This window comes from Imtechella halotolerans, from assembly GCF_028743515.2.
In the GTDB taxonomy this organism is placed as follows: Bacteria; Bacteroidota; Bacteroidia; order Flavobacteriales; family Flavobacteriaceae; genus Imtechella; species Imtechella halotolerans.
In genome coordinates, this window is the sequence record NZ_CP117969.2 from 2,776,852 (window position 1) to 2,800,254 (window position 23,403).

The 23,403-nt window shown below is 35.2% G+C and carries 20 protein-coding genes and 2 tRNA genes; 10 read left to right on the forward strand and 12 right to left on the reverse strand.

Annotated elements, in window-relative coordinates:
- Positions 1-22: 22 nt before the first annotated feature.
- The 6 genes from PT603_RS12345 (at position 23) to PT603_RS12370 (ending at position 6,178) form a co-directional block, all read left to right on the forward strand.
- On the forward strand, positions 23-1,810 hold the full coding sequence (locus PT603_RS12345; RefSeq protein ID WP_008237370.1) for a tetratricopeptide repeat protein: 1,788 nt from the start codon (positions 23-25) through the stop codon (positions 1,808-1,810).
- A gap of 72 nt (positions 1,811-1,882) precedes the next feature.
- Positions 1,883-2,212, forward strand: coding sequence for a DUF4286 family protein (locus tag PT603_RS12350; protein WP_040488588.1), 330 nt, complete (start codon positions 1,883-1,885; stop codon positions 2,210-2,212).
- Positions 2,213-2,215: 3 nt separating this feature from the next.
- Positions 2,216-2,992: a 16S rRNA (adenine(1518)-N(6)/adenine(1519)-N(6))-dimethyltransferase RsmA gene (rsmA, locus tag PT603_RS12355; protein ID WP_008237373.1), complete on the forward strand. Its 777-nt coding sequence runs from the start codon at positions 2,216-2,218 to the stop codon at positions 2,990-2,992.
- A gap of 41 nt (positions 2,993-3,033) precedes the next feature.
- A complete protein-coding gene (gene mgtE, locus PT603_RS12360) occupies positions 3,034-4,389 on the forward strand; it encodes a magnesium transporter (RefSeq protein ID WP_008237374.1) in 1,356 nt (451 codons plus the stop codon).
- A gap of 84 nt (positions 4,390-4,473) precedes the next feature.
- Positions 4,474-5,418 carry a 2-hydroxyacid dehydrogenase gene (locus PT603_RS12365; RefSeq protein WP_008237375.1) on the forward strand — a complete coding sequence of 315 codons (945 nt, stop codon included), beginning with the start codon at positions 4,474-4,476 and terminating at the stop codon, positions 5,416-5,418.
- Positions 5,419-5,836: 418 nt separating this feature from the next.
- Entirely contained in the window at positions 5,837-6,178 is a 342-nt protein-coding gene (locus PT603_RS12370; RefSeq protein ID WP_008237376.1) for a TM2 domain-containing protein, read from the forward strand.
- Between the two features lie 86 nt (positions 6,179-6,264).
- On the opposite strand, the gene PT603_RS12375 is transcribed toward PT603_RS12370, so the two are convergent.
- From PT603_RS12375 to PT603_RS12385, 3 genes are all read right to left on the reverse strand, one after another.
- The gene (locus PT603_RS12375) at positions 6,265-6,840 is read right to left on the reverse strand and encodes a Crp/Fnr family transcriptional regulator (RefSeq protein WP_008237377.1); all 576 of its coding nucleotides are present in this window, start codon (positions 6,838-6,840) and stop codon (positions 6,265-6,267) included.
- A gap of 15 nt (positions 6,841-6,855) precedes the next feature.
- Positions 6,856-8,127, reverse strand: coding sequence for a serine--tRNA ligase (gene serS / locus PT603_RS12380; RefSeq protein WP_008237378.1), 1,272 nt, complete (start codon positions 8,125-8,127; stop codon positions 6,856-6,858).
- A 149-nt stretch (positions 8,128-8,276) separates the two neighbouring features.
- Positions 8,277-9,224, reverse strand: coding sequence for a bifunctional riboflavin kinase/FAD synthetase (locus PT603_RS12385; protein ID WP_008237389.1), 948 nt, complete (start codon positions 9,222-9,224; stop codon positions 8,277-8,279).
- 72 nt (positions 9,225-9,296) lie between these two features.
- Between PT603_RS12385 and PT603_RS12390 the strand changes: the two genes are divergently transcribed.
- Positions 9,297-13,043, forward strand: coding sequence for a reprolysin-like metallopeptidase (locus PT603_RS12390; protein ID WP_008237391.1), 3,747 nt, complete (start codon positions 9,297-9,299; stop codon positions 13,041-13,043).
- A gap of 3 nt (positions 13,044-13,046) precedes the next feature.
- Positions 13,047-13,949 (forward strand): PorP/SprF family type IX secretion system membrane protein, encoded by a 903-nt coding sequence (locus PT603_RS12395; protein WP_008237394.1) that lies wholly within the window; start codon positions 13,047-13,049, stop codon positions 13,947-13,949.
- A gap of 8 nt (positions 13,950-13,957) precedes the next feature.
- Here the strand turns inward: PT603_RS12395 and pth are convergent, their stop codons facing one another.
- From pth to PT603_RS12410, 3 genes are all read right to left on the reverse strand, one after another.
- Positions 13,958-14,524 carry an aminoacyl-tRNA hydrolase gene (pth, locus tag PT603_RS12400; RefSeq protein WP_008237396.1) on the reverse strand — a complete coding sequence of 189 codons (567 nt, stop codon included), beginning with the start codon at positions 14,522-14,524 and terminating at the stop codon, positions 13,958-13,960.
- A gap of 131 nt (positions 14,525-14,655) precedes the next feature.
- Entirely contained in the window at positions 14,656-15,267 is a 612-nt protein-coding gene (locus tag PT603_RS12405; protein WP_008237398.1) for a 50S ribosomal protein L25/general stress protein Ctc, read from the reverse strand.
- Positions 15,268-15,292: 25 nt separating this feature from the next.
- Complete coding sequence (locus PT603_RS12410) at positions 15,293-16,234, reverse strand: ribose-phosphate pyrophosphokinase (protein WP_008237400.1); 942 nt, start codon at positions 16,232-16,234, stop codon at positions 15,293-15,295.
- Between the two features lie 161 nt (positions 16,235-16,395).
- Here PT603_RS12410 and PT603_RS12415 point away from each other — a divergent pair.
- Positions 16,396-16,475 (forward strand) — tRNA-Leu (locus PT603_RS12415).
- A 26-nt stretch (positions 16,476-16,501) separates the two neighbouring features.
- Here the strand turns inward: PT603_RS12415 and PT603_RS12420 are convergent.
- The 4 genes from PT603_RS12420 to PT603_RS12435 form a co-directional block, all read right to left on the reverse strand.
- On the reverse strand, positions 16,502-16,660 hold the full coding sequence (locus PT603_RS12420) for a hypothetical protein (protein WP_155805519.1): 159 nt from the start codon (positions 16,658-16,660) through the stop codon (positions 16,502-16,504).
- A 399-nt stretch (positions 16,661-17,059) separates the two neighbouring features.
- Entirely contained in the window at positions 17,060-17,725 is a 666-nt protein-coding gene (locus tag PT603_RS12425; RefSeq protein WP_008237401.1) for a response regulator transcription factor, read from the reverse strand.
- Between the two features lie 423 nt (positions 17,726-18,148).
- Positions 18,149-19,441: an APC family permease gene (locus PT603_RS12430; RefSeq protein WP_040488591.1), complete on the reverse strand. Its 1,293-nt coding sequence runs from the start codon at positions 19,439-19,441 to the stop codon at positions 18,149-18,151.
- Between the two features lie 16 nt (positions 19,442-19,457).
- Complete coding sequence (locus PT603_RS12435; RefSeq protein WP_008237403.1) at positions 19,458-21,146, reverse strand: CocE/NonD family hydrolase; 1,689 nt, start codon at positions 21,144-21,146, stop codon at positions 19,458-19,460.
- Between the two features lie 582 nt (positions 21,147-21,728).
- Here PT603_RS12435 and PT603_RS12440 point away from each other — a divergent pair.
- Positions 21,729-22,211: a hypothetical protein gene (locus tag PT603_RS12440; RefSeq protein ID WP_008237404.1), complete on the forward strand. Its 483-nt coding sequence runs from the start codon at positions 21,729-21,731 to the stop codon at positions 22,209-22,211.
- Positions 22,212-22,297: 86 nt separating this feature from the next.
- Here PT603_RS12440 and PT603_RS12445 read toward each other — a convergent pair.
- Both PT603_RS12445 and PT603_RS12450 read right to left on the reverse strand, forming a co-directional pair.
- Positions 22,298-22,371, reverse strand: a tRNA-Asp gene (locus PT603_RS12445).
- A gap of 86 nt (positions 22,372-22,457) precedes the next feature.
- Positions 22,458-23,390, reverse strand: a complete 933-nt coding sequence (locus PT603_RS12450) for a DUF58 domain-containing protein (RefSeq protein ID WP_008237405.1) — start codon at positions 23,388-23,390, stop codon at positions 22,458-22,460.
- Positions 23,391-23,403 lie beyond the last annotated feature (13 nt).

A 23,403-nucleotide genomic window follows, 5' to 3' on the forward strand; every position in this document is an offset into this window, starting at 1 on the left:
CTTTGAGAAAAGCCTCATTTATATGCGATATGTCTGCTTTTTATTCTTACTTATTTTTAGCAGTGGATCTCTTTTTTCACAGCAAGATATACTCGCCAAACAGTATTTAGATGAAGGAGCTTTTGAAAAGGCCCTTTCCATGTACCAGGTTTTGTATCGTGAGATGCCTACTCAGATAGATTTTTTTCAAAAGATAATTCTTTGCCATCAACAGTTAGAGCAATATGATAAAGCTGAGGTTTTGTTGAAAGAAAAGCTAGAAAATCCTAATGTATCTCCTTTGTATTATATAGAACTTGGGTACAATTTTCAACTACAAGAGCAAACAGATGAAGCTGCTAAATACTATGATAAGGCCATTGGTAAATTGCAAGATATACCAACTTATGCCTATTTGATTGGGTATACATTTCAGCAAAAATCCTTATTAGATTATGCCGTTCGTTCCTATAAGGAAGGTTTGGAATTAGCTCCTTCGCAAAATTTGCATTTGAATTTAGCTAGAGTATATGGGGAAATGGGTGATATTGAAGAGATGTTTAATACGTATTTGGATTTGATAGTTTTAAACCCAGAATCTCAAAGAGCGGTTGTGAGTGGTATATATCCATTTTTAACAATGGATTATTCTGGTGTTAATGTATCAATTTTACGACGGCAGTTAATTAAGCGTTCACAAGAAACAGCAGATATAGTTTGGAATGAACTTTTAAGTTGGCTTTTTGTTCAACAGCAACAGTATGGACAGGCTTTTTTGCAAGAGCGTGCTATATATAAGAGAAGTGGTGAAACTACCATTTCTCGACTTGAAGAGTTGGCGGCAGTAGCAATGGATGGAGGCGATAGGGACAATGCTAGGATTATTTATGAGTTTATCGTGGCTAATGCCTATGATCCTGAACCATTGATTAATGCTAAATTAAAATTACTAACTTTAAATCTAGAAAATGTCTCACCGACTGTTGTAGAAAGAAGTTATATAGAATTTAAGGAACTATATGAACAATATGGGGACTCACCTTTTGGTTGGCATTTGGAGATAGAGTACGGTAATTTCCTTGCATATTATAAAGGGGATTTTGCCTCCGCTAATCGTTTACTTAAAGCAGGAATTGAACGTGTTAGACCAAGACGTCATCAAGCTCAATTGAAAATGACACTTGCTGCAATATTGGTCTTTTATGAGCATTTTAATGAAGCACTAATCTATTATTCACAGGTACAAAAGGATTTTAAAAATGATGTATTGGGACAAGAGGCTCGTTTTAAAATTGCGCAAACAAGTTTTTATAAGGGTGATTTTCGTTGGGCTGAAAATCAGTTGGATGTGTTAAAATCTTCCACTTCCCAATTGATTGCAAATGATGCACTACAACTAAAGTTACTTATATCGGATAATAGCTTGCAAGATTCCTTAAAAACAGCACTAAAACTATATGCTAAGGCAGATTTGTTAGCATTGCAAAAGAAAACGGATCAAGCTATAGCCGTGTTGGATGAGATATTAGCTAACCACAAGGGAGAATCCATTGAGGATGAGGCATTGTTTAAACAGGCTCAATTGTTTGAAAACCAATCAAAGTATGATCTGGCACAGTCGAATTATCTTAAAATTCTTGAATATTTTAATGGTGATATTTTATCAGATGATGCATTGTTTCATTTGGCGAAATTATACGAAGGAGAGCTTGGAGAACCAAATAAAGCTTTGGAGCTGTACGAAAGGATTTTGTTAGGTCATCCAGATAGTATTTTTTATGTCGAAGCCCGTAAAAACTATAGAAAGTTAAGGGGAGATGACATCAATTAAACGTATCTTTCGACCGTTTTTAGAACTAACCATTTTATGGTAATAGGTCCTGATTCAATTAAAAATCATAAGATGTATATTTATAATGTAACCATTAATATAGAGGAAGGCGTTCATGATCAATGGATGCAGTGGATGCAAGAAATCCATATACCTGATATGTTGGCCACGGGAAAATTTTCACAAGCACGTATGTTGCATGTTCTTGTTGAAGAAGAAATGGGTGGAATTACTTATTCTATTCAATACTTTACAGATAGTAAGCAGACATTGGATGCCTATTATGCAGAAGATGCAGATAGATTACGAGGGGAGGCTATGAAGTATTTTGCAGGTAAATTTGTGGCATTTCGCACAGAACTTCAAGTGATGAGTGATCATTTTGAACCCTCTAAAAATTAACAGATGACAGATAAAGTACGTGCCAAAAAACATCTAGGTCAACACTTTTTGAATGATGAGAATATTGCCCGTATAATAGCCGATACTTTAACATTAGAAGGCTATAATCAAGTGTTGGAGATAGGTCCGGGTATGGGCGTACTTACTAAATATTTACTTGAGAAACCCATAACTACTTTTGTAGTTGAAATTGATACGGAATCGGTAGCCTATCTACAAGCTCATTACCCTTTGCTATCAGGGCGTATACTATCGAAGGATTTCTTGAAGTATGATGTAAGGCAGTCTCTTGAGGCAGCTCCTTTTGCAATTATAGGTAATTTTCCATATAATATTTCCTCTCAGATTGTCTTCAAGTTACTAGAAATGAGAGATCAAATTCCGGAGTTCTCTGGTATGTTTCAAAAGGAAGTTGCCGAGCGAATTTGCGAAAAACCTGGTTCAAAAGCCTATGGGATTCTTTCAGTGCTTACACAAGCATTTTATGATGCAACCTATTTGTTTACTGTTTCTGAAAATGTATTTACACCACCACCTAAAGTTAAGAGTGGTGTACTTCGTTTACGGAGGAAGGAATTGTATCAGTTGCCATGTAATGAACAATTGTTTTTTAAAGTAGTAAAAACTGCCTTTCAACAACGAAGAAAGACGTTGAGAAATAGCTTAAAAAGCCTTCAACTCACTGATATTTTAAAAGAAGATAGTATCTTTGACCGTAGACCTGAACAACTTTCAGTATCCGATTTTATCTATCTTACGCAACGTATTGAAGCAATGTAATAACTGAAAAATCTGAATACACAACCTAGCAAATAAAAAGTATGTCAAAGTTTGTACTCAGCGATGCTCTTATTGAGCAAATAGAAATCCTTATCGAAAATAAAAGTGACCAATCCTTACTTGATTTGTTGCAAGAGGTTCACTTTGCTGATATTGCTGAAATCCTGCATGAACTGACATTAGAAGAAGCCACTTATATAATTAAGCTGCTAGATAGTGAGAAAACCTCAGACATACTGACAGAGCTTGATAGTGATTTAAGGGATAATATTCTTCGTAATCTTTCTGCAAAAGAAATCGCAGAAGAGTTGTTGGAGTTAGATACCGATGACGCAGCTGATATTATTGCAGATCTTCCAGAGAGCAGAAAGGAAGAGGTAATCTCATATATAGAAGACCTTGATCATGCTAAGGATATAGTTGAGCTTTTACGTTATGATGAGGATACAGCGGGAGGATTGATGGCCAAAGAGTTGGTGAAGGTGAATGAAAATTGGAATGTACTTACTTGTGTAAAAGAAATGAGAGTACAGGCTGAAAATGTTACTCGAGTACATTCTATTTATGTTGTGGACGATAATGATAAGCTAAAAGGAAGACTCTCCTTAAAAGATTTACTTACTACATCTACCAAGACTGCCATTAAGGATGTTTACATCCCAAAAGTAGATTATGTAAATGTCCATGACAGTGCTGAGGATGTTGCTCGTATTATGTCTAAATACGATTTGGAAGCTATTCCTGTGGTTGACGAAATTGGTCGTCTAGTCGGACGAATTACAATTGATGATATTGTGGATGTTATCAAGGAAGAAGCTGAAAAAGATTATCAATTGGCCGCAGGTATTACTCAAGATGTTGAGGCAGATGATAGTATTTGGAAACTTACCAAAGCAAGATTGCCTTGGCTTCTCATTGGGATGTTTGGTGGTCTTGGGGCTGCAAGTATTATTAATGGGTTTCAAGATGCCATGGAATTGTATCCTATATTGCTCATTTTTATTCCGTTGATTCAGGCTACTGCCGGGAATGTTGGAGTTCAATCGTCAGCCATTGTTGTGCAAGGATTGGCAAATGATACCATAGGAGGTGAGATAATAAATCGATTAGGTAAGGAATTTCTTTTAGGCTTGGTTAATGGTATAGCAATTGCTACCGTAGTACTACTTGTTAGCCATTTCCTTTTTGACACTTCTTATTTAGTTTCTGTAACCATTGGGATCGCTCTTATTACAGTAATTGTAAATGCAGCAATTATTGGCACCTTTATACCTATCTTTTTGGATAAAAAGGGTATAGACCCTGCGGTAGCTACTGGTCCTTTTATTACAACTAGTAATGATGTTTTAGGAATTCTCATTTATTTTTTAATAGCCAAAGTAATTTTAGGGTTTTAAAAACTTAATAATAGGCATTACCTTGTTTTTCCTAACTTTTAATATCTTATATTTCTGTATAAAATGTCTGAAACTTCAACACATATGAAGGTATTACACCTTGACACTAATCATTCCTTGCTGATTAATCAGTTGGCTGAATTGGGATGTATAAACCATGAGAATTATTCGGATTCTAAAGAGGCTGTACAAGCTATTATACATATGTATGATGGTATTATCATACGCAGTCGTTTTACTATAGATAAGGAATTTATAGATAAAGCTGCCAATTTAAAGTTTATTGGTAGGGTGGGTGCAGGTCTTGAAAATATTGATGTAGAGTATGCGCATTCTAAAGGTATTAAACTTATTGCTGCTCCTGAAGGGAATCGCAATGCTGTAGGAGAACATACTTTAGGAATGTTATTAGCATTGATGAATAGGTTCAAAAAGGCAAATAAAGAAATTAAAAATGGGAAATGGTTAAGAGAAGAAAATAGAGGTTGGGAATTAGAAGGTCGAACTGTCGGGATTATAGGCTATGGAAATATGGGGAAAGCTTTTGCAAGAAAACTTCGTGGATTCGATATCGAAATACTTTGTTATGATATCAAAGAAGGTGTGGGTGATGTTAATGCTAGACAGGTGTCCTTGGAAGAATTTAGACATAAGGTCGATGTTGTAAGCCTTCATACACCACAAACGACTGATACTGAAGGAATGATAAATGGTGATTTTATAAATGCTTTTTCAAAACCTTTTTGGTTCATTAATACAGCTAGAGGGAAGAGTGTAGTTACTAAAGATTTGGTAAAAGCGCTGAAGAAGGGTAAGGTGTTGGGTGCAGGATTGGATGTTCTTGAATATGAAAAGAGCTCATTTGAAGACTTTTTTACTGATAAAGTATTGCCGAAGCCATTCAAGTATCTTTTGAAAGCGGAAAATGTAATTCTAACTCCTCATATTGCCGGATGGAGCATAGAAAGTAAAGAAAAGCTTGCTCAGACCATAGTTAATAAAATTAAGGAACATTTTTTTGGAGATTAAATACTTCATTATTAGATGGTCAATTTATGCCTTGAGTCACCGACTTGGGAGAAGTGTCTTTTAAAGAAGAAAATCTTGGGATTCTCATGGAATTCAATAGATGGTTTTTTTGTTGGAAAGACACTTAAAGAAATGAAGAATCAATTCAAAGTTTTCCGTTAAAGTCATATCCATCGCATTTTTCAACCATTGGGAAAGGAATTTATGATGAATTTTCGTGTATATAAATTGGACTCTATTTTACAATCATTTAAGACTGGTATTGTGATAGTTGTAAGATAAATCTATTAATAAGAGTTTAATAAGTTTGGTTGAGGATTGGATTCTAGGGCAATAATTGGAACTTTGCCAATCTAATGATGTTTCATTTTTATAAATTTAACTATATTTATCATCGTATAAACTAAACATCTAAACCATGAGTGAAGAGAAAAAAGATTTTGCGGAAGAGGTAAAAGATACCGCAAACGATTTTGCTACGGGTGCTAAACAAGCACTAAACAGCCAGGATAATAAAAAGATTCTTGCAGGAATTTTAGCTATTTTTCTTGGAGGTTTGGGCGTCCACAAATTTATTCTTGGATACAATAAAGAAGGGATTATTCTTTTGTTGGTTACATTAGTATTGGGGGTAATTACTTGTGGTTTTGCAGCTACAATTACTTGGATTATTACTGTCGTTGAAGGAATTATTTACCTTACCAAGTCTGATGATGAGTTTTATCAGACCTATCAAGTAGGTAAGAAACCTTGGTTTTAATCTCTCTTTATAGTATAAAAGCGGCTTAGTTAAGGCCGCTTTTTTTATGACATTAAGGGATATTTAAAACGGTGGATAAGCTTGACCTATTGTTTTGATACCCGGCTATATGTTTCGGGACGCATACCTAATAGTGATGCTAAAAATTTATTAGGTGCACGTTGAAGTAAATGCCCGTGACTGGAGTCTACAAAAAAATCAAAGCGATCTTTTGCGTTAGGTATACGTGCCATAAAAGCTCTCTCTTCAGCAGAAATATAATATTGCTCAAGCAATATTCTGTTAATTGCGGCCATTTCAGGGAAGTGAAGAATGCTGTAGTGCATATCTTCGAATGTAAGGAATTCAGTATACGTATCCTCCAAAGCTTGAATATTTTCAAGACCTTGCTTATTTTTAAAATATCCTGAAATAGAGGTTACCATCTCATTCTCTCTACTAATCCAAGTAGTGATTTCTTTGTTGTTATTTACGAAATAACCACGGACTAGTCCTTTTTTTAAAACAAAGACTCGGTTGCATAGTTCCCCGGTTCGTGTTAAATAACTGCCTTTTTTATAAAAGGCAGTTTGTATTTTATCCTTTAAGAATTTTTTGGTTTCGGGTTCAAGTGGTACAATTTCATTTAGTAGTATTATTGAATAAAAAACCTTGAAACTCATAAAAGGAAAGTTGATTTAGTTGATAATGTCAAATCCAGTGTAGGGACGTAGTACTTCTGGTATAACAATTCCCTCTGGGGTTTGATAGTTTTCTATAATTCCTGCTAGGACACGAGGAAGTGCCAATGAACTTCCGTTTAGAGTGTGCGCTAATTGGCTTTTTCCTTCGGAATCTTTATATCTTAACTTTAGTCTGTTGGCTTGGAATGTTTCGAAATTTGATACAGAACTAATTTCTAACCAGCGGTCTTGGGCAGTAGAAAACACTTCAAAGTCATAGGTAAGAGCAGATGCAAAACCTAAATCTCCACCACATAAACGTAGGATACGGTAAGGTAGTTTTAATTCTCTAAGTAATTCTTTAATGTGATCCACCATACCTTCTAATGCTAAATATGAATTGTCTGGATGTTCTATTCGTACGATTTCTACTTTGTCAAATTGATGTAGGCGATTCAATCCTCTTACATGGGCACCATAGCTTCCAGCCTCTCTTCTAAAACATGGTGTATACGCAGTACAACAAATTGGAAAATCCTGTTCCGTTAATAAGGTGTCTCTAAAAAAATTGGTTACAGGTACTTCTGCAGTAGGTATCAGATATAAGTCATCGGCAGATACATAGTACATCTGACCTTCCTTATCAGGTAGCTGTCCAGTCCCATAACCAGATGCTTCGTTAACCATATGAGGAACTTGAAATTCTTGGTACCCAGCATCCGTGTTTTTATCCAAAAAGTAAGTAATTAATGCTCTTTGTAATTTTGCTCCTTTTCCTTTGTAAACAGGAAATCCAGCGCCAGTTATTTTAACACCTAACTCAAAATCGATGATATCATATTTTTTTGCTAGTTCCCAATGAGGGAGTGCGTCTGCACCAAGTTTTGGAATGTCTCCTTCTGTAAAAACTATTTCATTATCAGTATCACTATTACCGGCAGGGACACTTGAATGTGGTGTATTTGGGAGCTTGTATAGACTCTCAGTTAGTGCTTGTGTTTTGGTGTTCAGTTGTTCAGTAAGTTCTTTAGTGATTTCTTTAAGTTCCAACGTGCGAGCCTTCATTTCATTCGCCTTGTCGGTAGAACCACTTTTATATAGTTGTCCAATTTCTTTGGAAAGTTTATTAGATTCAGCTAAGGCATTGTCGAGCTGAACCTGTAGCCCTCTACGTTCCTCATCTAGCGTAAGTACTTCATCAATAAGTACTTCTGCTTTTAGGTTTCGTTTTGCCATTGCCGCCACTACGGCAGCTTTGTTTTCTCTAATAAAAGCAACTTGAAGCATAGTATTTTATTTTTATTTCGAGCTTTATCTTTTTTGAGATTTGTGTGTTTTATTAAACCTTTCTTAAAGCTCGGTTTGAGTCACAAATTTAAACGAATTCCACTAAAACATAGGGGTATTCGAATCTTTTTAAATGGTATATTTAATATTTATTTGTTTTTGCTGATTTGGTGCTTGGCAATAATAGGTAACGATCGAGATAAATCCTTTTGCATGTGTGATTTTAAGGTTTCAATAGAATCGAATTTTTCTTCATCCCTAATGCGATCAATAATACGTACTTGAATTTTTTGATTGTATAAGTCAGCATCAAAATCAAGGAAGTAGACCTCAATAGTTTTTTCAGTTCCGTTTACTGTTGGATTAAAACCTATATTCATCAATCCGTATACCTGCTTTTCATATAGTATAGCATGTACAATATAAACTCCTATTTTGGGAATTAATTTATAATTTTCTTGAATATGAATGTTTGCGGTCGGAAAGTCCAATTGCCTCCCAAGTCCTTTTCCTTTTACTACCGTACCTGTAAGCATAAATTCATAGCCTAAATAAACATTGGCTGTTGTGATGTCGCCTTGGAGAAGAGCCTGCCTGATTTTGGTTGAACTTACTGAGACTTCATCTATCTCTTTAGCAGGAATTTGTTCAACATCAAAATGATACTGTTTTCCAAAGTCAATTAAATCATCGATGGTGGCAGTCCTATTTCGTCCAAAACGATGGTCGTAACCAATGATTATTTTTTTGGCATGAAGTTTTTCTACCAGCATTTCTGATACAAATTCTTCAGCAGTTAATCTAGAAAAAGCTTTGTCAAATGGATGAATAACTAATTGATCAATTCCATAGGATTCTAGGATTTGAATTTTTTCCTCCAAAGTATTGATGAGTTTTAAACTATTATCTTGTTGTAGTACCATCCTTGGATGAGGAAAAAAAGTAAAGATGGTTGAGCGATATTGATGGGTTTTTGCCGCTGTTACAATACGGTCAATTATTTTTCTATGGCCTACATGTACTCCGTCAAAAGTGCCAATTGTTACAACTGAGCAAGCTTCGGGGACAAATGTCTGGATGTCTGTAATTTTTTTCACTGATTATGAATTTTGTAGCTGCCGTAAAAAAGGTACATTTGTTTTAAGTGACAGCAAACAAACGTTTACAATATGAAAACAAACTTACGGTATGTTTTTTCAATTTCCATGTTTTTTTTGTCAATAGTGCTGTATAGTCAGCAAAGCTTTTGGCGTGAACAAAAGGATGGGAATGAAAAGGAGCGTTTGTATGCTCGACAGTTTTCCGGCGAACAAGCCAATTACCGCTTTTATACATTAAATAAAGCAGCATTTTATGATGCTTTATCAAGGGTGCCTCAACATGGTAAAAGTGTGAAGGGATTTTCAATGGTTTTCCCTGTGATAGGGATGGCTCCACAAAGTTTTTTAATTTATGAAACTCAAACCCTCTCACCAGCCTTATCAGTAAAGTATCCAACGATCAAGACCTATATTGGTGTTAGTTCCAATGGCAGTGGAATGCGACTTAGGTTTAGTATTACTGCTCAAGGCGTAACGGTTATGATAACCCAACCTGAAATGGATCCTGTGTTTATTCAGGCCATTGACCTTAAGTCTAATCAGTATGTGTTGTATAGTAGATCTGCTATTGAAAGTACTCCTAATTTTGAATGTTTAACTCCTGATAAATTTGGGAAGTCAATTGATCAGGTATACATAAAAAGTAAGATATCTCGAGCAAATGATAAGGTACTAAGGACCTTTAGGATCGCAATCGCAGCTACGGGTGAGTATACTCAATTTTGGGGAGATAATGATGACAGCAATGGAACCAATCAGGAGGACGCCTTAGGTAGGATTGTAGCAACTATTCATAGGATGAATGAGGTTTATGAAACAGATATGGCTGTCTCCTTTCAATTGGTCTCAGGTACTTCAATTGTTTTCCCAAATCCTTCAACGGATCCCTTCACAACAACCACTAATTTTCCCTCTCAATTACAAAGCACCTTGACAACTGAACTAGGAGAAAGTAACTATGACATAGGGCACCTTTTTCATAAAGGAAATAATGATGGTTTTGCTGGATGTATAGGGTGTGTCTGTGTTGATGGACAAAAGGGACAAGGTTGGTCTTCTCATACATTTGAAGCTGAAAACGGGACCACTTTTTTAACTGATTTTTTTGATATAGACTTTGTTTCTCATGAAATTGGTCATCAGATGGGAGCAAATCATACATTTTCTTTTCAAGATGAATTAACAGGAATGCAAGTTGAACCTGGTAGTGGAACAACTATTATGGGGTATGCCGGTATTACAGGTTCCAATGATTTAAAAGACCATAGTGATCCATATTTTCATTACCAAAGTATCTATCAGATTTTAACAAATTTGCAAACTAAAAATTGTTGGATGGGCACCGCTATTATTAATAATCCTCCAATAGTTGATGCGGGAAAAGATTATGTAATTCCAGCAGGTACTGCTTATGTGCTTCAAGGAAGTGCTTATGATATTGACGGAGATCTACTTACTTATGCCTGGGAGCAGATAGATAACGGAGTAGTAAACTATCAAAACTTTGGGCCAAATTTGCTAACAGGTGCGATGGCTAGGTCGCTGCCTCCTTCGCTATCATCAGATCGGTATATTCCTAGACTTGATTATGTACTTCAAGGACAACTTTCAGATAATTTAATTGAGAAAGAAAGTATATGGGAAACTGTTTCAAATGTTTCTAGGACTCTTAATTGGGTGCTAACTGTTAGAGATCGTTCTAATACTTCTTCAGGACAAACACCTCAATCGAATTATGATAAGATGCGAATAAATGTAGATGCGAGTGCTGGACCATTTAAAGTAACTTCTCAGGCTTCTGCTGAATCATGGATTGCGGGTACTCCACAACTGGTTTATTGGGATGTTGCCGGCACTGATCAGGGATTAATAGGAGCGGAGTGGGTAGATATTTACCTTTCCATAGATGGAGGCGTTACATTTGTTGAGCCTTTGGCCTTAAAACATCCTAACTCTGGAATGGCTACAATAATAATTCCTAGCGATGTGGAGACATCGACTGCTAGAATCATGGTGAAGGGATATGATAATGTATTCTATGCTGTAAATGGAGGAAATATCCAAATAGAGATTTCAGAGTATACAATAAGTGCTCTTGAAGAGGAAATTGTGGTTTGTGTGCCACAGACTTCTCAAGCTGTTTTTAATTTTGAGTATAAAGCTTTTAATGGCTTTTCAGAAGAAGTTGAATTTAGTATCTCTGGGGTTCCATTAGAAGCTTCAGTGGGTTTTAATCCCTCTATGGTAAATGTGGATGGAGGCTTTCAGCTAATAATTGAAAACTTGAGTACGGTCTTAGCTGGGGATTATCCGTTTACAATAGAAGCGGTTTCTTTGGTTAGTGGAATTAAACGATATGAACAAGTCGTTTTAAAGATACGGAATTCATCTGTCACTGCGCCGGCCATCGAATATCCTGTTAATGGTGCAAATAGTGTTTCCCTTTCTTCCTTCCTTAGATGGGAAGCTGATGCGAATGCAGATAATTATGAAATAACATTAGCATCGGATCCTCTATTTTTAGAGATTTTGGAAACTACAATTGTTGAGAGTAATTTTTATAAGTCTGATCTACTAATGCCAAATGCTACTTATTATTGGCGGGTAAAGGCAATTAATGACTGTGGGGAGAGTGCTTTAAGTGAAGCTGATTTTACTACTGTAGTATTAGATTGTGGAGATTTTAAATCAACTGATGTCGCTATTTCAATGGATGACATTAATACTCCTTATGAAATGGAGCTGTATGTAGCTGAGGATGCTATTATTGCTGATATTGATATTAAAGTATCTATTAACCACACATGGGTTGAAGATTTGGGTATTTATTTAATTACACCCAACGGGAGTTCCATACCTCTTTCTCTTTTCAATGGTAATAGTGGAGATAATTATAACCAAACAATTTTTGACCAAGAGGCCTCTATTTCTATTACAAATGGTGTTGCCCCATTTTCTGGAAATTACATTCCTCAAGAGGATTTATCATCGTTATATGGGACTTCGACTCAAGGAACTTGGAAGTTACGTGTAATTGATGCTTATGAAGAGGACAAAGGAATTCTTAAGTCTTTTGAAATTGCTTTTTGTGTTGAAGGTCCATTTCAGTTGGATTCTGATGGGGATGGCATTTTGGATGTAGATGACAACTGTCCTTATACCTCAAATCCAGATCAGGCAGATATCAATAATGATGGAATAGGTAATGCATGTGATTATGATCCAGATATGGATATGATTGAAAGTGTTGAAGACAATTGTCCTGATGTGTATAATCCTGATCAGTTCGATACAGATGGAGATGGCTTTGGTGATGCATGTGATTTAGACGATGATAATGATGGGGTTTTGGATCAAAATGATAATTGCCCTGATGTCTATAACCCAGAACAATTTGATACGGATGGAGATGGTTTAGGTGATCAATGTGATTCAGATGATGACAATGATGGAGTGCCCGATGTTTACGATAATTGTCCGTATGTATTTAATCCAGATCAAAGGGATAATGATAATGATGGTATTGGAGATGCATGTGTTGATGCAGTAGTAATTTCAAATGGTTTTACACCAAATGGAGACTCTATAAATGATGTGTGGTTTATAGCTAATATTGAATTGTATACTAAAAGTATATTAAAAGTGTATAATCGATGGGGACAGGAGGTTTTTAATAGTGTAAATTATCAAAATGATTGGAATGGTTTTCATCGAAATGGAGGAAATAAGGTTCCTCAAGGATCATATTATTATGTTCTAGATATTTTTGGTAATGGAAGTGATGTGTATAAAGGATGGTTGTTTATTAATTATTAAGGGATGAAAAGTAAGTTAAATGTCCGTATTTTAACGCTGTTTATACTTGGGTTTGCGTATAGCTATGCTCAGCAACAACCCTATAATTTGTTTTATAGGTATACTTTGAATTCCTTAAACCCAGCAGTGGCAGGTGCTCATAAGGCATGGGAGGTGGCAACTGATTTTCGTTTTCAATGGCAAGGAGTAGAAGATGCGCCACGATATCAAACCTTTCTATTATCTGCTCCAGTGGGAAAACGTATAGGTCTAGGTTTGTCTGCTATCAATGATAAGGTGTTTGTGGAGCAGCAGACGACTATGTATGTAGATGTTTCATATGCATTACCAATTTCCGTTGATGCTACTCTGTTTTTAGGAATCAAAGCAGGAGGTCGTATTTATTCATTAGACGCATCCAGAATCGATGTTCCACAGCCTTCAGATCCTTATTTGCAATCAATATCTGGTGAATTTAGACCTAATGTAGGAGTTGGAATGTATTTAACTCATAAGGACTTCTACATTTCTTTGTCTGCTCCTCGTTTGTTAGATTCCAAGAAATCAGATTTAGTCGAAGGACGTGCAACAACAGTGGCAGATAGGATACATGTGTATCTGAGTGGGGGATATGATGTTGATATTAGTTCGGATTTAACACTTCGCCCATCTATAATGCTGAGAAATGTTGAGGGTGCAGATTTGCTGTTAGATGTGACTGCGGCACTACGTTATATGGGAAATTTTGAAGCAGGATTGGTTTATCGTAGTAGCAACTCTTTTGGTGCTTTGATATTGGCTCAGGTGTTTGATGGTATCCGGTTGGGATATGGATATGAAAATGCTTTACAACGTAATTTATTGGTTGCTACTCGTGGCTCACATGAATTTTTATTATTGTTGGAAGTAGATAAGCTTCTGCGTTAAATAGCGTATTATTTTCCATTAAAAGTATTCATAGTTGTGTTAATGCCGGCTAATCCAAAGGACAAAATAGCTTCACTACATTTTTGAAGTCGTTCTGGTAACTTTTGTTCTTCTTCGGTATTCCAATCACCTAAAACATAGTCTACCTGTCTTCCTTTTGAGAATTCATTACTTATGCCAAAACGGAATCGATTGTATTGGGTGGTTCCTAATTGTTGTTGAATGTCTTTAAGACCGTTATGGCCTCCATCACTTCCTTTGGTTTTAATACGAATACTCCCGAATGGAAGATTAAGATCATCGGTAATTACCATGATATTTTCTAATGGAATATTTTCCTTTTCCATCCAGTACTTCACAGCTTTGCCACTTAAGTTCATATAGGTTGAGGGTTTCAATAGAATAAAACTACGTCCTTTGTGTTTTATCGTAGCGATTGCTCCCAATTTTTGCGTTTCAAAAGTTGCATCGTTCCTAGATGCTAAATACTCAACAACCTTAAAACCAATGTTGTGGCGGGTATTTTCGTATTCAGTGCCTATATTGCCTAATCCTATAATTAAAAACTTCTTCATAGCATGGTTAGTGGTCTCTATTGAGGATGAACGTTTTAAAAATGATATTAGAAATTTCACCTATAGTTTTTGGTAAAAATAAAAAACATCCCGCTTAGAGGCGGGATGTTGAAATGGTAATTTTATGAAAATTATTTTTTCTTACCTCCTTTAGCAGCCTTTTCAGCTTTAGCAGCTTCTTGAGCAGCCTTCATAGCAGCACGTGAAATTCTCACTTGACATACTACAGTGTTGTCAGGGTGCATAATTTTGAAGTTTTCTTGTGCAATTGCAGTAATATACTTCTTGTTACCCATTTCCATGCCAGAGATATCAGCATAGATGTAATCCGGTAGATTAGATGGTAATGCTTTTACTTTAAGCTTACGATTGTTCAAACGCAATACACCACCAGCCATAACTCCAGGAGAATTTCCGGTTACTTTTACAGGTACTTCTACGGTTACTTCTTTGTCATCATGAAGTTGGTAAAAATCGATGTGCATGATGCTGTCATTTACAGGGTGAAACTGAATGTCCTGTAAGATAGCACTAAATGTTTGTCCACCTTCTAGGTCAATCACTGCCGTATGTACATCGGGAGTGTAAACCAATTTAGAAAAGGCTAGTTCGTCAGCTGAAAAGTGAATTGGTGTGTCTCCTCCGTAAAGTACGCAAGGAACCTTTCCAGCATTACGTAAGGCTTTAGTCGAGGACTTGCCCACGCTTTCTCTTTGAGATCCTTTGATAGTAATTGACTTCATTGTATATAAATAAAAATTAAAAAATTTACATTAAAAACTTAGAACTTATAGATGTATTGTGATGAACTCTATGCATTACATCTGCAAATAAATCTGCGCAGCTAAGTACTTTTATCTTATCGCTTTGTTGCTTAAGAGGGATTGAATCTGTTACAATTAATTCTGTTAATTGCGATTTTTCAATTCGATCGTATGCGTCTCCACTCAAGATTGGATGGGTGATAATGGCTCGAACACTAAGAGCTCCACGCTCCATCATAAGATCAGCTGCTTTGGTTAGAGTGCCAGCGGTATCTACCATGTCATCCACCAATACCACATTTTTTCCTTCTACTTCGCCAATAAGCTCCATATATTCAATAACATTGGCTTTTTTACGCTGTTTGTAACATATTACGACGTCACTACTTAGAAATTTAGAATATGCATAGGCTCTTTTTGAACCTCCCATGTCTGGAGAAGCAATGCTTAAATTCTCCAAGTTTAGACTTCTTAAATAAGGTAGAAAGACTGTAGAGGCAAATAAATGATCTACCGGTCTTTCGAAGAATCCTTGGATTTGGTCAGCGTGCAAATCCATAGTTATGATTCGTGTTGCTCCGGCTGTTTCCAGAAGGTTGGCAACTAATTTTGCGGCTATGGGCACTCGAGGTTTGTCTTTTCTATCCTGACGAGCCCAACCAAAATAAGGCATAACAGCCGTAATGTGTCTTGCAGAAGCCCTTTTTGCGGCGTCTAGCATTAAAAGCATTTCCATTAAATTCTCAGAACTTGGATGCGTAGAGCCAATGATGAATACACGTGCTCCGCGCACTGATTCTTCAAACGAAGGTTGAAATTCTCCGTCACTGAATCTAGAAAAATGTACCTTGCCTAATTCTGATCCAAATGCTTTAGCAATTTTTTCTGCTAATTCTGTGCTTGCCGAACAAGCGAAAATTTTTGGTTCCGGCACTGTATAAGCCATTCTTAAAATGTTGTTTAGTAGTTTGTTATTAGTGTGTTGTGTAAATTGAGGTGCAAATTTAGAAATTTATTCGAACCTGACTAGATTTTTTTGTTTGTTTTTTTGGTTAGTATCTCAAAAAAATAATTACATTTGCACCCATCATTAACAGAAGTCATCTTGCCTGGGTGGCGGAATTGGTAGACGCGCACGACTCAAACTCGTGTTCCTCGGAGTGTGGGTTCGATTCCCACCCCAGGTACAAAGCCTTGCAACTGCAAGGCTTTTTTATTTGGATTCTTGTAAGTTTGGCGTTAAAGATTGATATTCTTTAGTTAGTTCAATTCGGAATTCTTTTCTTAATTCGTCGCTTTCCGCATAGCATACTGGTGAGCTATTTCTTTTTTGAAGATGATTTTTGGTGTATTGATTTTTTCGACTTTTCATGAGTGAAATGATGAACTTTAAAATTACGTTTTTTTGTTTAAATTCTACGAAGTCGGTCAAAAAATAAAAAAGCCTTCCAAATAAGGAAAGCTTTTCATTGGTTTAACTACTAAACCTGTGTAAACCAATAGTTTACACAAAACAACACAACTAATCTTTATTGCCAAAAAAAGCCCCTCTTTCCGGAGCTAATTTTGCGTTTTGACTCTTAGGCCAATTTATTTTTAAAATACATTATCTTTTGTTGAACCACAAATTTATAGTGGTTAGCCCTCCTGTTTATAGGCAGCTCCTTACAAAACAGGCTTGCAAATATAATGTAAATTTTTACAAATGCAACAGTTATTTATTTTTTGTTGCGGTATTATAACTTTTTCAACTATTACTGATCGAAAAAAATTAGATAAGTCCTAAATCTTTTGTCATGGACACTAAATGGACTGTATTTTTGGCCTTGAAGTATATTTTTAATTTGTTTATTCTTTTTTCAATACTACTCAGACTATATGGACTAATGTCTTGTTCTTTAAAGTGTATCGAAATTTCATCCTGGGATAATCCTAGGGAAAGTTGTCGAACAAGTTCTATGTCATAACTGTCAATTTCAAGAATTGTTTTATGGCTTAGTGCAGTCGAAAGGGACGGAGATACATATTTTTCTCCTTGCGTAATAGTATTGATTGCCTCAATGAGCTCATTGAGGCTGTTGCGGCTTTTGTGGACATATGCATTGATGTCTAATTCGTCAAAGAATTGGCGTATTTTAAAAATTCGGTCTTCTACTGAAAACAGAATTGTTGTAAGCTCTGGCTGCTCCTTTTTAATAGTTTTTATTAATTGATCTCCAGAGGTGATTTTTTCTTCTCTATGATCATTTTTAAAAGATAGGTCTGAAATTAAAAGGTCAAAAGGGATGTTATCCTGAATTGCTTTTTTAAGTTTTAGATAGGCTTCATCGCAATATTTAGTATGCGCTATTTCAACATCAAATTTTTCCTTTAATTTGGCTTCTATTCCCAGTGAAGAGATATCTAAATCTTCAGCAATTAAAATTTTTTTGAACATAGTTAGACAGGGAAATTAATTATTGATTTAAATCCTTTTCCGGGACGAGTTTCAAAAGTAACATTCCCATTAATATCTTTTATACGGTTTTCCACATTGTTAAGACCACCCTTCTTTTTTTTAAGGTCTAAGGTTGTTCCTTTTCCATTATCCGCATATTTTATGGTAATGGTTTTTTTATCTGAATATATTGTAATGGCACTAATGTAAAACTATTTTTAATTACCTCCATTATTTGGTGGAGGTGGAGGAGGTTGTATTTGACCATCATCTCCACGACAGGTTTGTGTTAATCTGTAGAGTTCGGGAAATAGGTATAAATGGTTCAATTAGGTCGAATCGTAGATTTGAAATTCTATGAATGTATTTGTGTAGGTTGTGTTTTTAGAAGGTTAAAAAATTCAATTATAAGTAGGGGAAAATTTAATGTTTTGATTTTTTATATATCCATTCTATAAGAAAACAAGCTAGAATTATACTTATGGAAATCAAGACTCCTAAAAAATTGGATTTGTATTGTTGATTTACTAAAATTAATAAAGCTATGGTTGATAATACAATCCCAATTAGAGGAATTAATTTGTTCGCGTCGATCTTATTAGATAGTTTGTACCCTACATAATTCACAATTCCAAAAATGATTAAAAATCCAATACTCCCGGCGGTAGAAATACTTTCCAATTTCAAAGTATTTACTAAAATCAATGTTGAGATGGCTGTGATTAATAATCCTATAGGTTGGTTCCAAAATTGGGCAAGAAAATGATGAGGTAATTCATCATCCTCGGCAATTTCGAAATTTACTCTGCTTCCACCATATAGAGACGCATTAATTGCTGAAAAAGTAGAGATTAATGCTGCGATAGTGATAATAGTAAAACCGGTATTTCCGAGGGTTGGTTTGGCAGCCTCTGCTAGTACATAATCCTGAGCAATAGTAATAGTTTTGAAAGGCAATAATCCAATAGTTACTATGGTGATAATAATATATAGTACTATTACAAAGATTACGGAATAGTAATAAGCTTTAGGCAGATTCCTTTCGGGATTGTCAATATCAGGGGCTGCATTGGCAATAAGTTCAAACCCTTCATATGCTACAAAAATGACCATACCACCAGCTAAAATATGTATAGGTGTTTCCCAATTGGAAATAGTTAATTGAACTAAATTGTTGGTGTCTTTTAGTCCATATGCACCTATTGTAATAAATCCTATAAGGATAATTAGCTTTATTACAACTGCATAAGATTCAATTTTCCCAACGACTTTTATGCTATAGTAGTTTATAGCTGTGGCAAGAATTATGATAGCGTTGGCGTATATGTGAGAATCAATTAGTCTACTATGGGTGATTTGTAATAGATTTGGGGCGTACGAGCCAAATGCTGAAGCATATAAGGATAACATGATAATATAGCTTATCCAAAGTAGGTTATTAATAGATCCACTAAAGACTGATTTTCCGAAACCTTTATTAATAAACTTTACCGTACCTCCTCGGTCAGGGTATTTTTTTGAAAGTTTAACATAGCTATATGAAGTAATAAGAGCTAGAATTCCTGCTAATAGAAATGACACTGGTGTTCCTCCTTTGGCAATCGAGACAGCTAGACCTAAAACCGCGAAAATGCCTCCACCTACCATTCCACCAATTCCAATAGCCATGGCTTCTTTAAGGGTGATTTTGGAGTTTACAGTTTTTTTAGAATTCATTTCTTTTACTTTAAAACTAGTCTGTCCAAATTGGAATTTTAATAAAACTCTCATTGTGCCATTTGATCTCTAAAGGATCCCCAGCATCCTTTATAGTTTCTGTTGGAACGGGTTTCCCAGAACCGTAATTAATAATCTCAAATGGATGTTTATTAATGTTCAATAAAATAATTAGTCTGCTGCCTTTAGTTATTTTTTTACTTACAAACCTGGTATTTTTAATTGGTAATGTATTTTTTTTATTTGGATGCAATAAGCTTCTTTGACTGTTGTCTTGAGTGTAACTTGCCCGACCTAGATAACGTGTAAGAAAAAAATAATTTCCATCTGGCATTAGTTCATATAGAGCCAAAGAAATATCCATATCCTTTTTGTTTATGGTGGTTGTTAGATTTCCGGTAAATGAGCCAGTAATTTCAAAATCTTTTTGTAATGGTTCTGATATATAGGTTACCCCATTACTAATGACCAAAGAATCAAAAATGATTTTTGGGGTATAGTAATTATTTTGGCTTTCTCTGTCTTTAAAATCTACTGTTTGTTTTTCATATTTTTTAGTTTTCGGTTTTTGAGTGGAGAGTTTTCTTTGATCCAGGTAAAATAACAATGTGTCATTGTTTATTTGGGACAGAGATGATGCGTGTTTCCATGAATTAGTCCCCATTACCTGATAGTTAACTTTATCTTTTAGTAGAGCAGGTTTTGGTTTTCCTTTTAAGATGAAGTCGAGCCATTCGTATGCAAGAGTCATCATATTTAAATGTGCAATACTATCAATTTGATAATCTTTTAAGTTTTCTGCCGCTTTCCGTTGTCCTCCCCAATGATCATAAGGCCCAATTACAACATAGTGGTTGGCTTTTGGATTGTGTTTAGTATGTAATTTAAAATATTGAAGTGCTCCTAATTGAGAATCATCGTAGTAACCTGTGGTAGTTAGAATAGGGATATTTATATTTTTATATTCTTCTTGAGTTGGAACCATAGACTTCCAATAGGAGTCATAGGTTGTGTGATTTATCCATTTTTGAAAAATTAAATTAGTATATCCTGCCATGCTATCCATTCTGTTAAAAGCTACTCCATCATCATACCACTCAAAAGGCAGACTTCTTTTAATAGGGGGCATTTTATAAATGCTATGATGTGGCCAATATAGGCTTAGATTAAGTTGAACGTTGTTTTCCATAGGAGTGTCAAATCCTGGCATAACTGCAACCTGTGGAACAATTGTTTTTAGGGCAGGATGAATTTTTTTAACAGTTGCCCATTGTGAGAATCCTGTATAACTACCACCGTACATGCCTATAGATCCATTACACCAAGGCTGTTTACTTATATAATCAAGAATGTCATAAATGTCAGTGCTTTCGTTTTCATAGGGGGTATAGTACTTTAGATCGGTTTTAATACCTCTTGCGTACGCAACAATTCCTACATAATCTCTATCTGCACTTGCTTTAGCAAAATTGGAATCGTTTGGTCCTTGATGGTAGGTAGTGTAAAAAAGAATCGCTGGGAGTGGTTTTAAATTAGTCTTTTTTCGTACGATTATAGCTGAAATATCAATTCCGCTTCTAGTAGGTATGAGTAGACTATCTTGAATATAAATTGATGATTCTGGAATTGGTTGTTGAGCGGATAAAAGAGAGCTGAAAGCAATTAAAAATAAAATAAAACAATAGTGAGTCTTTTTTTTTCGCATATTAATTGGAGCTAAACTAGATTACAAGAGGAATATAGGATATTGTTAATGAGACACGAATAGCTAATATATAAAACCATTTAATCAATTAAAAGATTTTTAATCAATGAGTTGTCTTTTAATTGAAAAATGAACTCGGTAGTCTTTTCTATCCTGTAATTTCTTGTTACCCCATTTAGCTTTTAAAGGTTGGCTCCTTCTATGAAGGTAGTTTTATTATTTTCTTAAAACGATAAAATATGAAAATAAGTCTAAGACTGTTTTGAAATGGATGTTATCCTTTTGCATAGGAATTTAATTCTGAGGGGAAAAAATGTTTTAAATCTTTTTTTTTAATTGAAGGTAAAAGGTTCGGATTTGATTAGACTACAACTTAAATACGGTTATAAATGGAATAATTACAGGTCATTTTTACATTTTGTGTATCTTAGACATAGAAGTTATTTGATGTCTATTGGCTTGGATGTATGGGTTGTATACCATCAGTTATTACTCATATGGAATAATTCATTTTCAATAAATGAAAATAGAAGATAAATCTAGTGGTGTTGATATCGGTAATTATTCTTTAATAAAATGACTATGAGAATCACAGTATTACTCCTTTTGGTTTTAGTTATTGCTTGTGCCCAGACAAATGGTAAAAAGACCAATGCCGTTCCTGCCAAATCAAAAGCGCAGCCTGAATACGAGGTAGCCCTTCGATTTATTAGTGATTATGCTAGGTATTCTAATGATATGGATTCAGAAACAAGATTAATCGATTGGATAGGAAGTCGAAAAGATATTACTGATTCATTTAAATCTGAATTAAGAAGAATTTTAGACGAAGCAGAAAAGGAATCTCCTGAAACTGGGCTAGGCTTTGATCCTGTAGTGGATGCTCAAGATTTTCCAAGTAGTTTTGAAATCGCTCAAACTGATGGAATGTACGTCGTAGTTAAGGGAATTGAATGGCCCGAGTTTAAATTAACCATTAGTGTTCGGAGTGTTGGAGGTAAATGGTGTGTTGATGGAGCTGGCATTGTTAATATTCCTGAAAATAAAAGGATTCAACGCTACTGATGGTGTTGAAAAGTGATCCCTTTATTTCTTGAATAAATGCCAAACCTAATAAAAACGAAAAAGCCCATCTTTCGATGAGCTTTTTGCGGTCTGGACGGGACTCGAACCCGCGACCCCCTGCGTGACAGGCAGGTATTCTAACCAACTGAACTACCAAACCAGTGCTTTATTGCGGTTGCAAATATACGCTCGTTTTTTAATTTGGCAAATATTTTTAAATAAAATATTACTTATTTTTTATGTGGATTATTTAAACTTTTGCCTTTCAATTAAATAGGTGAGTAAAATTTTTTCAATATCTTTTGTGATATCAGCAGTTACATACTTTATTTTGTATTGAAGGCATTTCATTCGAATGGTATCCAAGTAAGCTTTTATTTGTTCGGTGTAGTTTTGTTGCACGTTTCCTGCAAAAATATTTACATATTCATCGGTTTCGAGATCAATAAATCTCTTTGGACGATTATCAAAATTAAAATTCACTTCAGTTGTATGGTCTAAAACATGAAAAAGGACGACTTCGTGCTTATTGTAAGTAAGGTGTCTTAAAGCTTCAAATAGTTTGTTTTCTTCTGTTTCTGTCTGTAACATATCTGTAAAAAGGATAACTAAACTACGACGGTGTAAGTTTTCAGCTATTTGATGCAGAAAGGTGTAGGTATGTGTATGTTGCTGTTGAGGAGGAGAGGCATTAATAATGCTTTCCAATTTATTTAAGAGCATGTGGTGATGACGCTCACTTCCTTTTTCTGGAGCATAAAATTCATATGTTTCAGCATAAACGCTCATGCCAATTGCATCCCTTTGTTTTTTTAGTAACTGCATTAGTGCTGCTGCGCTAAATGCGGAAAAACCAATCTTAGAAAGGTTGTTTATGTTATTGGGTTGTTTTAAAGGGTAATACATGGAAGATGAATTGTCCAGTATGATATGACAACGCATATTCGTTTCTTCCTCGTACCTTTTGGTGTATAGTTTATCAGTCCTCGCAAATAATTTCCAATCAATATGCTTGGTGCTTTCCCCAGAATTGTAAATTTTGTGTTCCGAAAACTCAGATGAAAAACCATGAAATGGGCTCTTATGCATTCCGCTTATAAAACCTTCTACTACTTTCTTAGCTAGAAGTTCCAGATGGTTTATGGTGCTTATATTATGAAGTTCTTGTTGAAGGTTCATGAGTTAATAAATA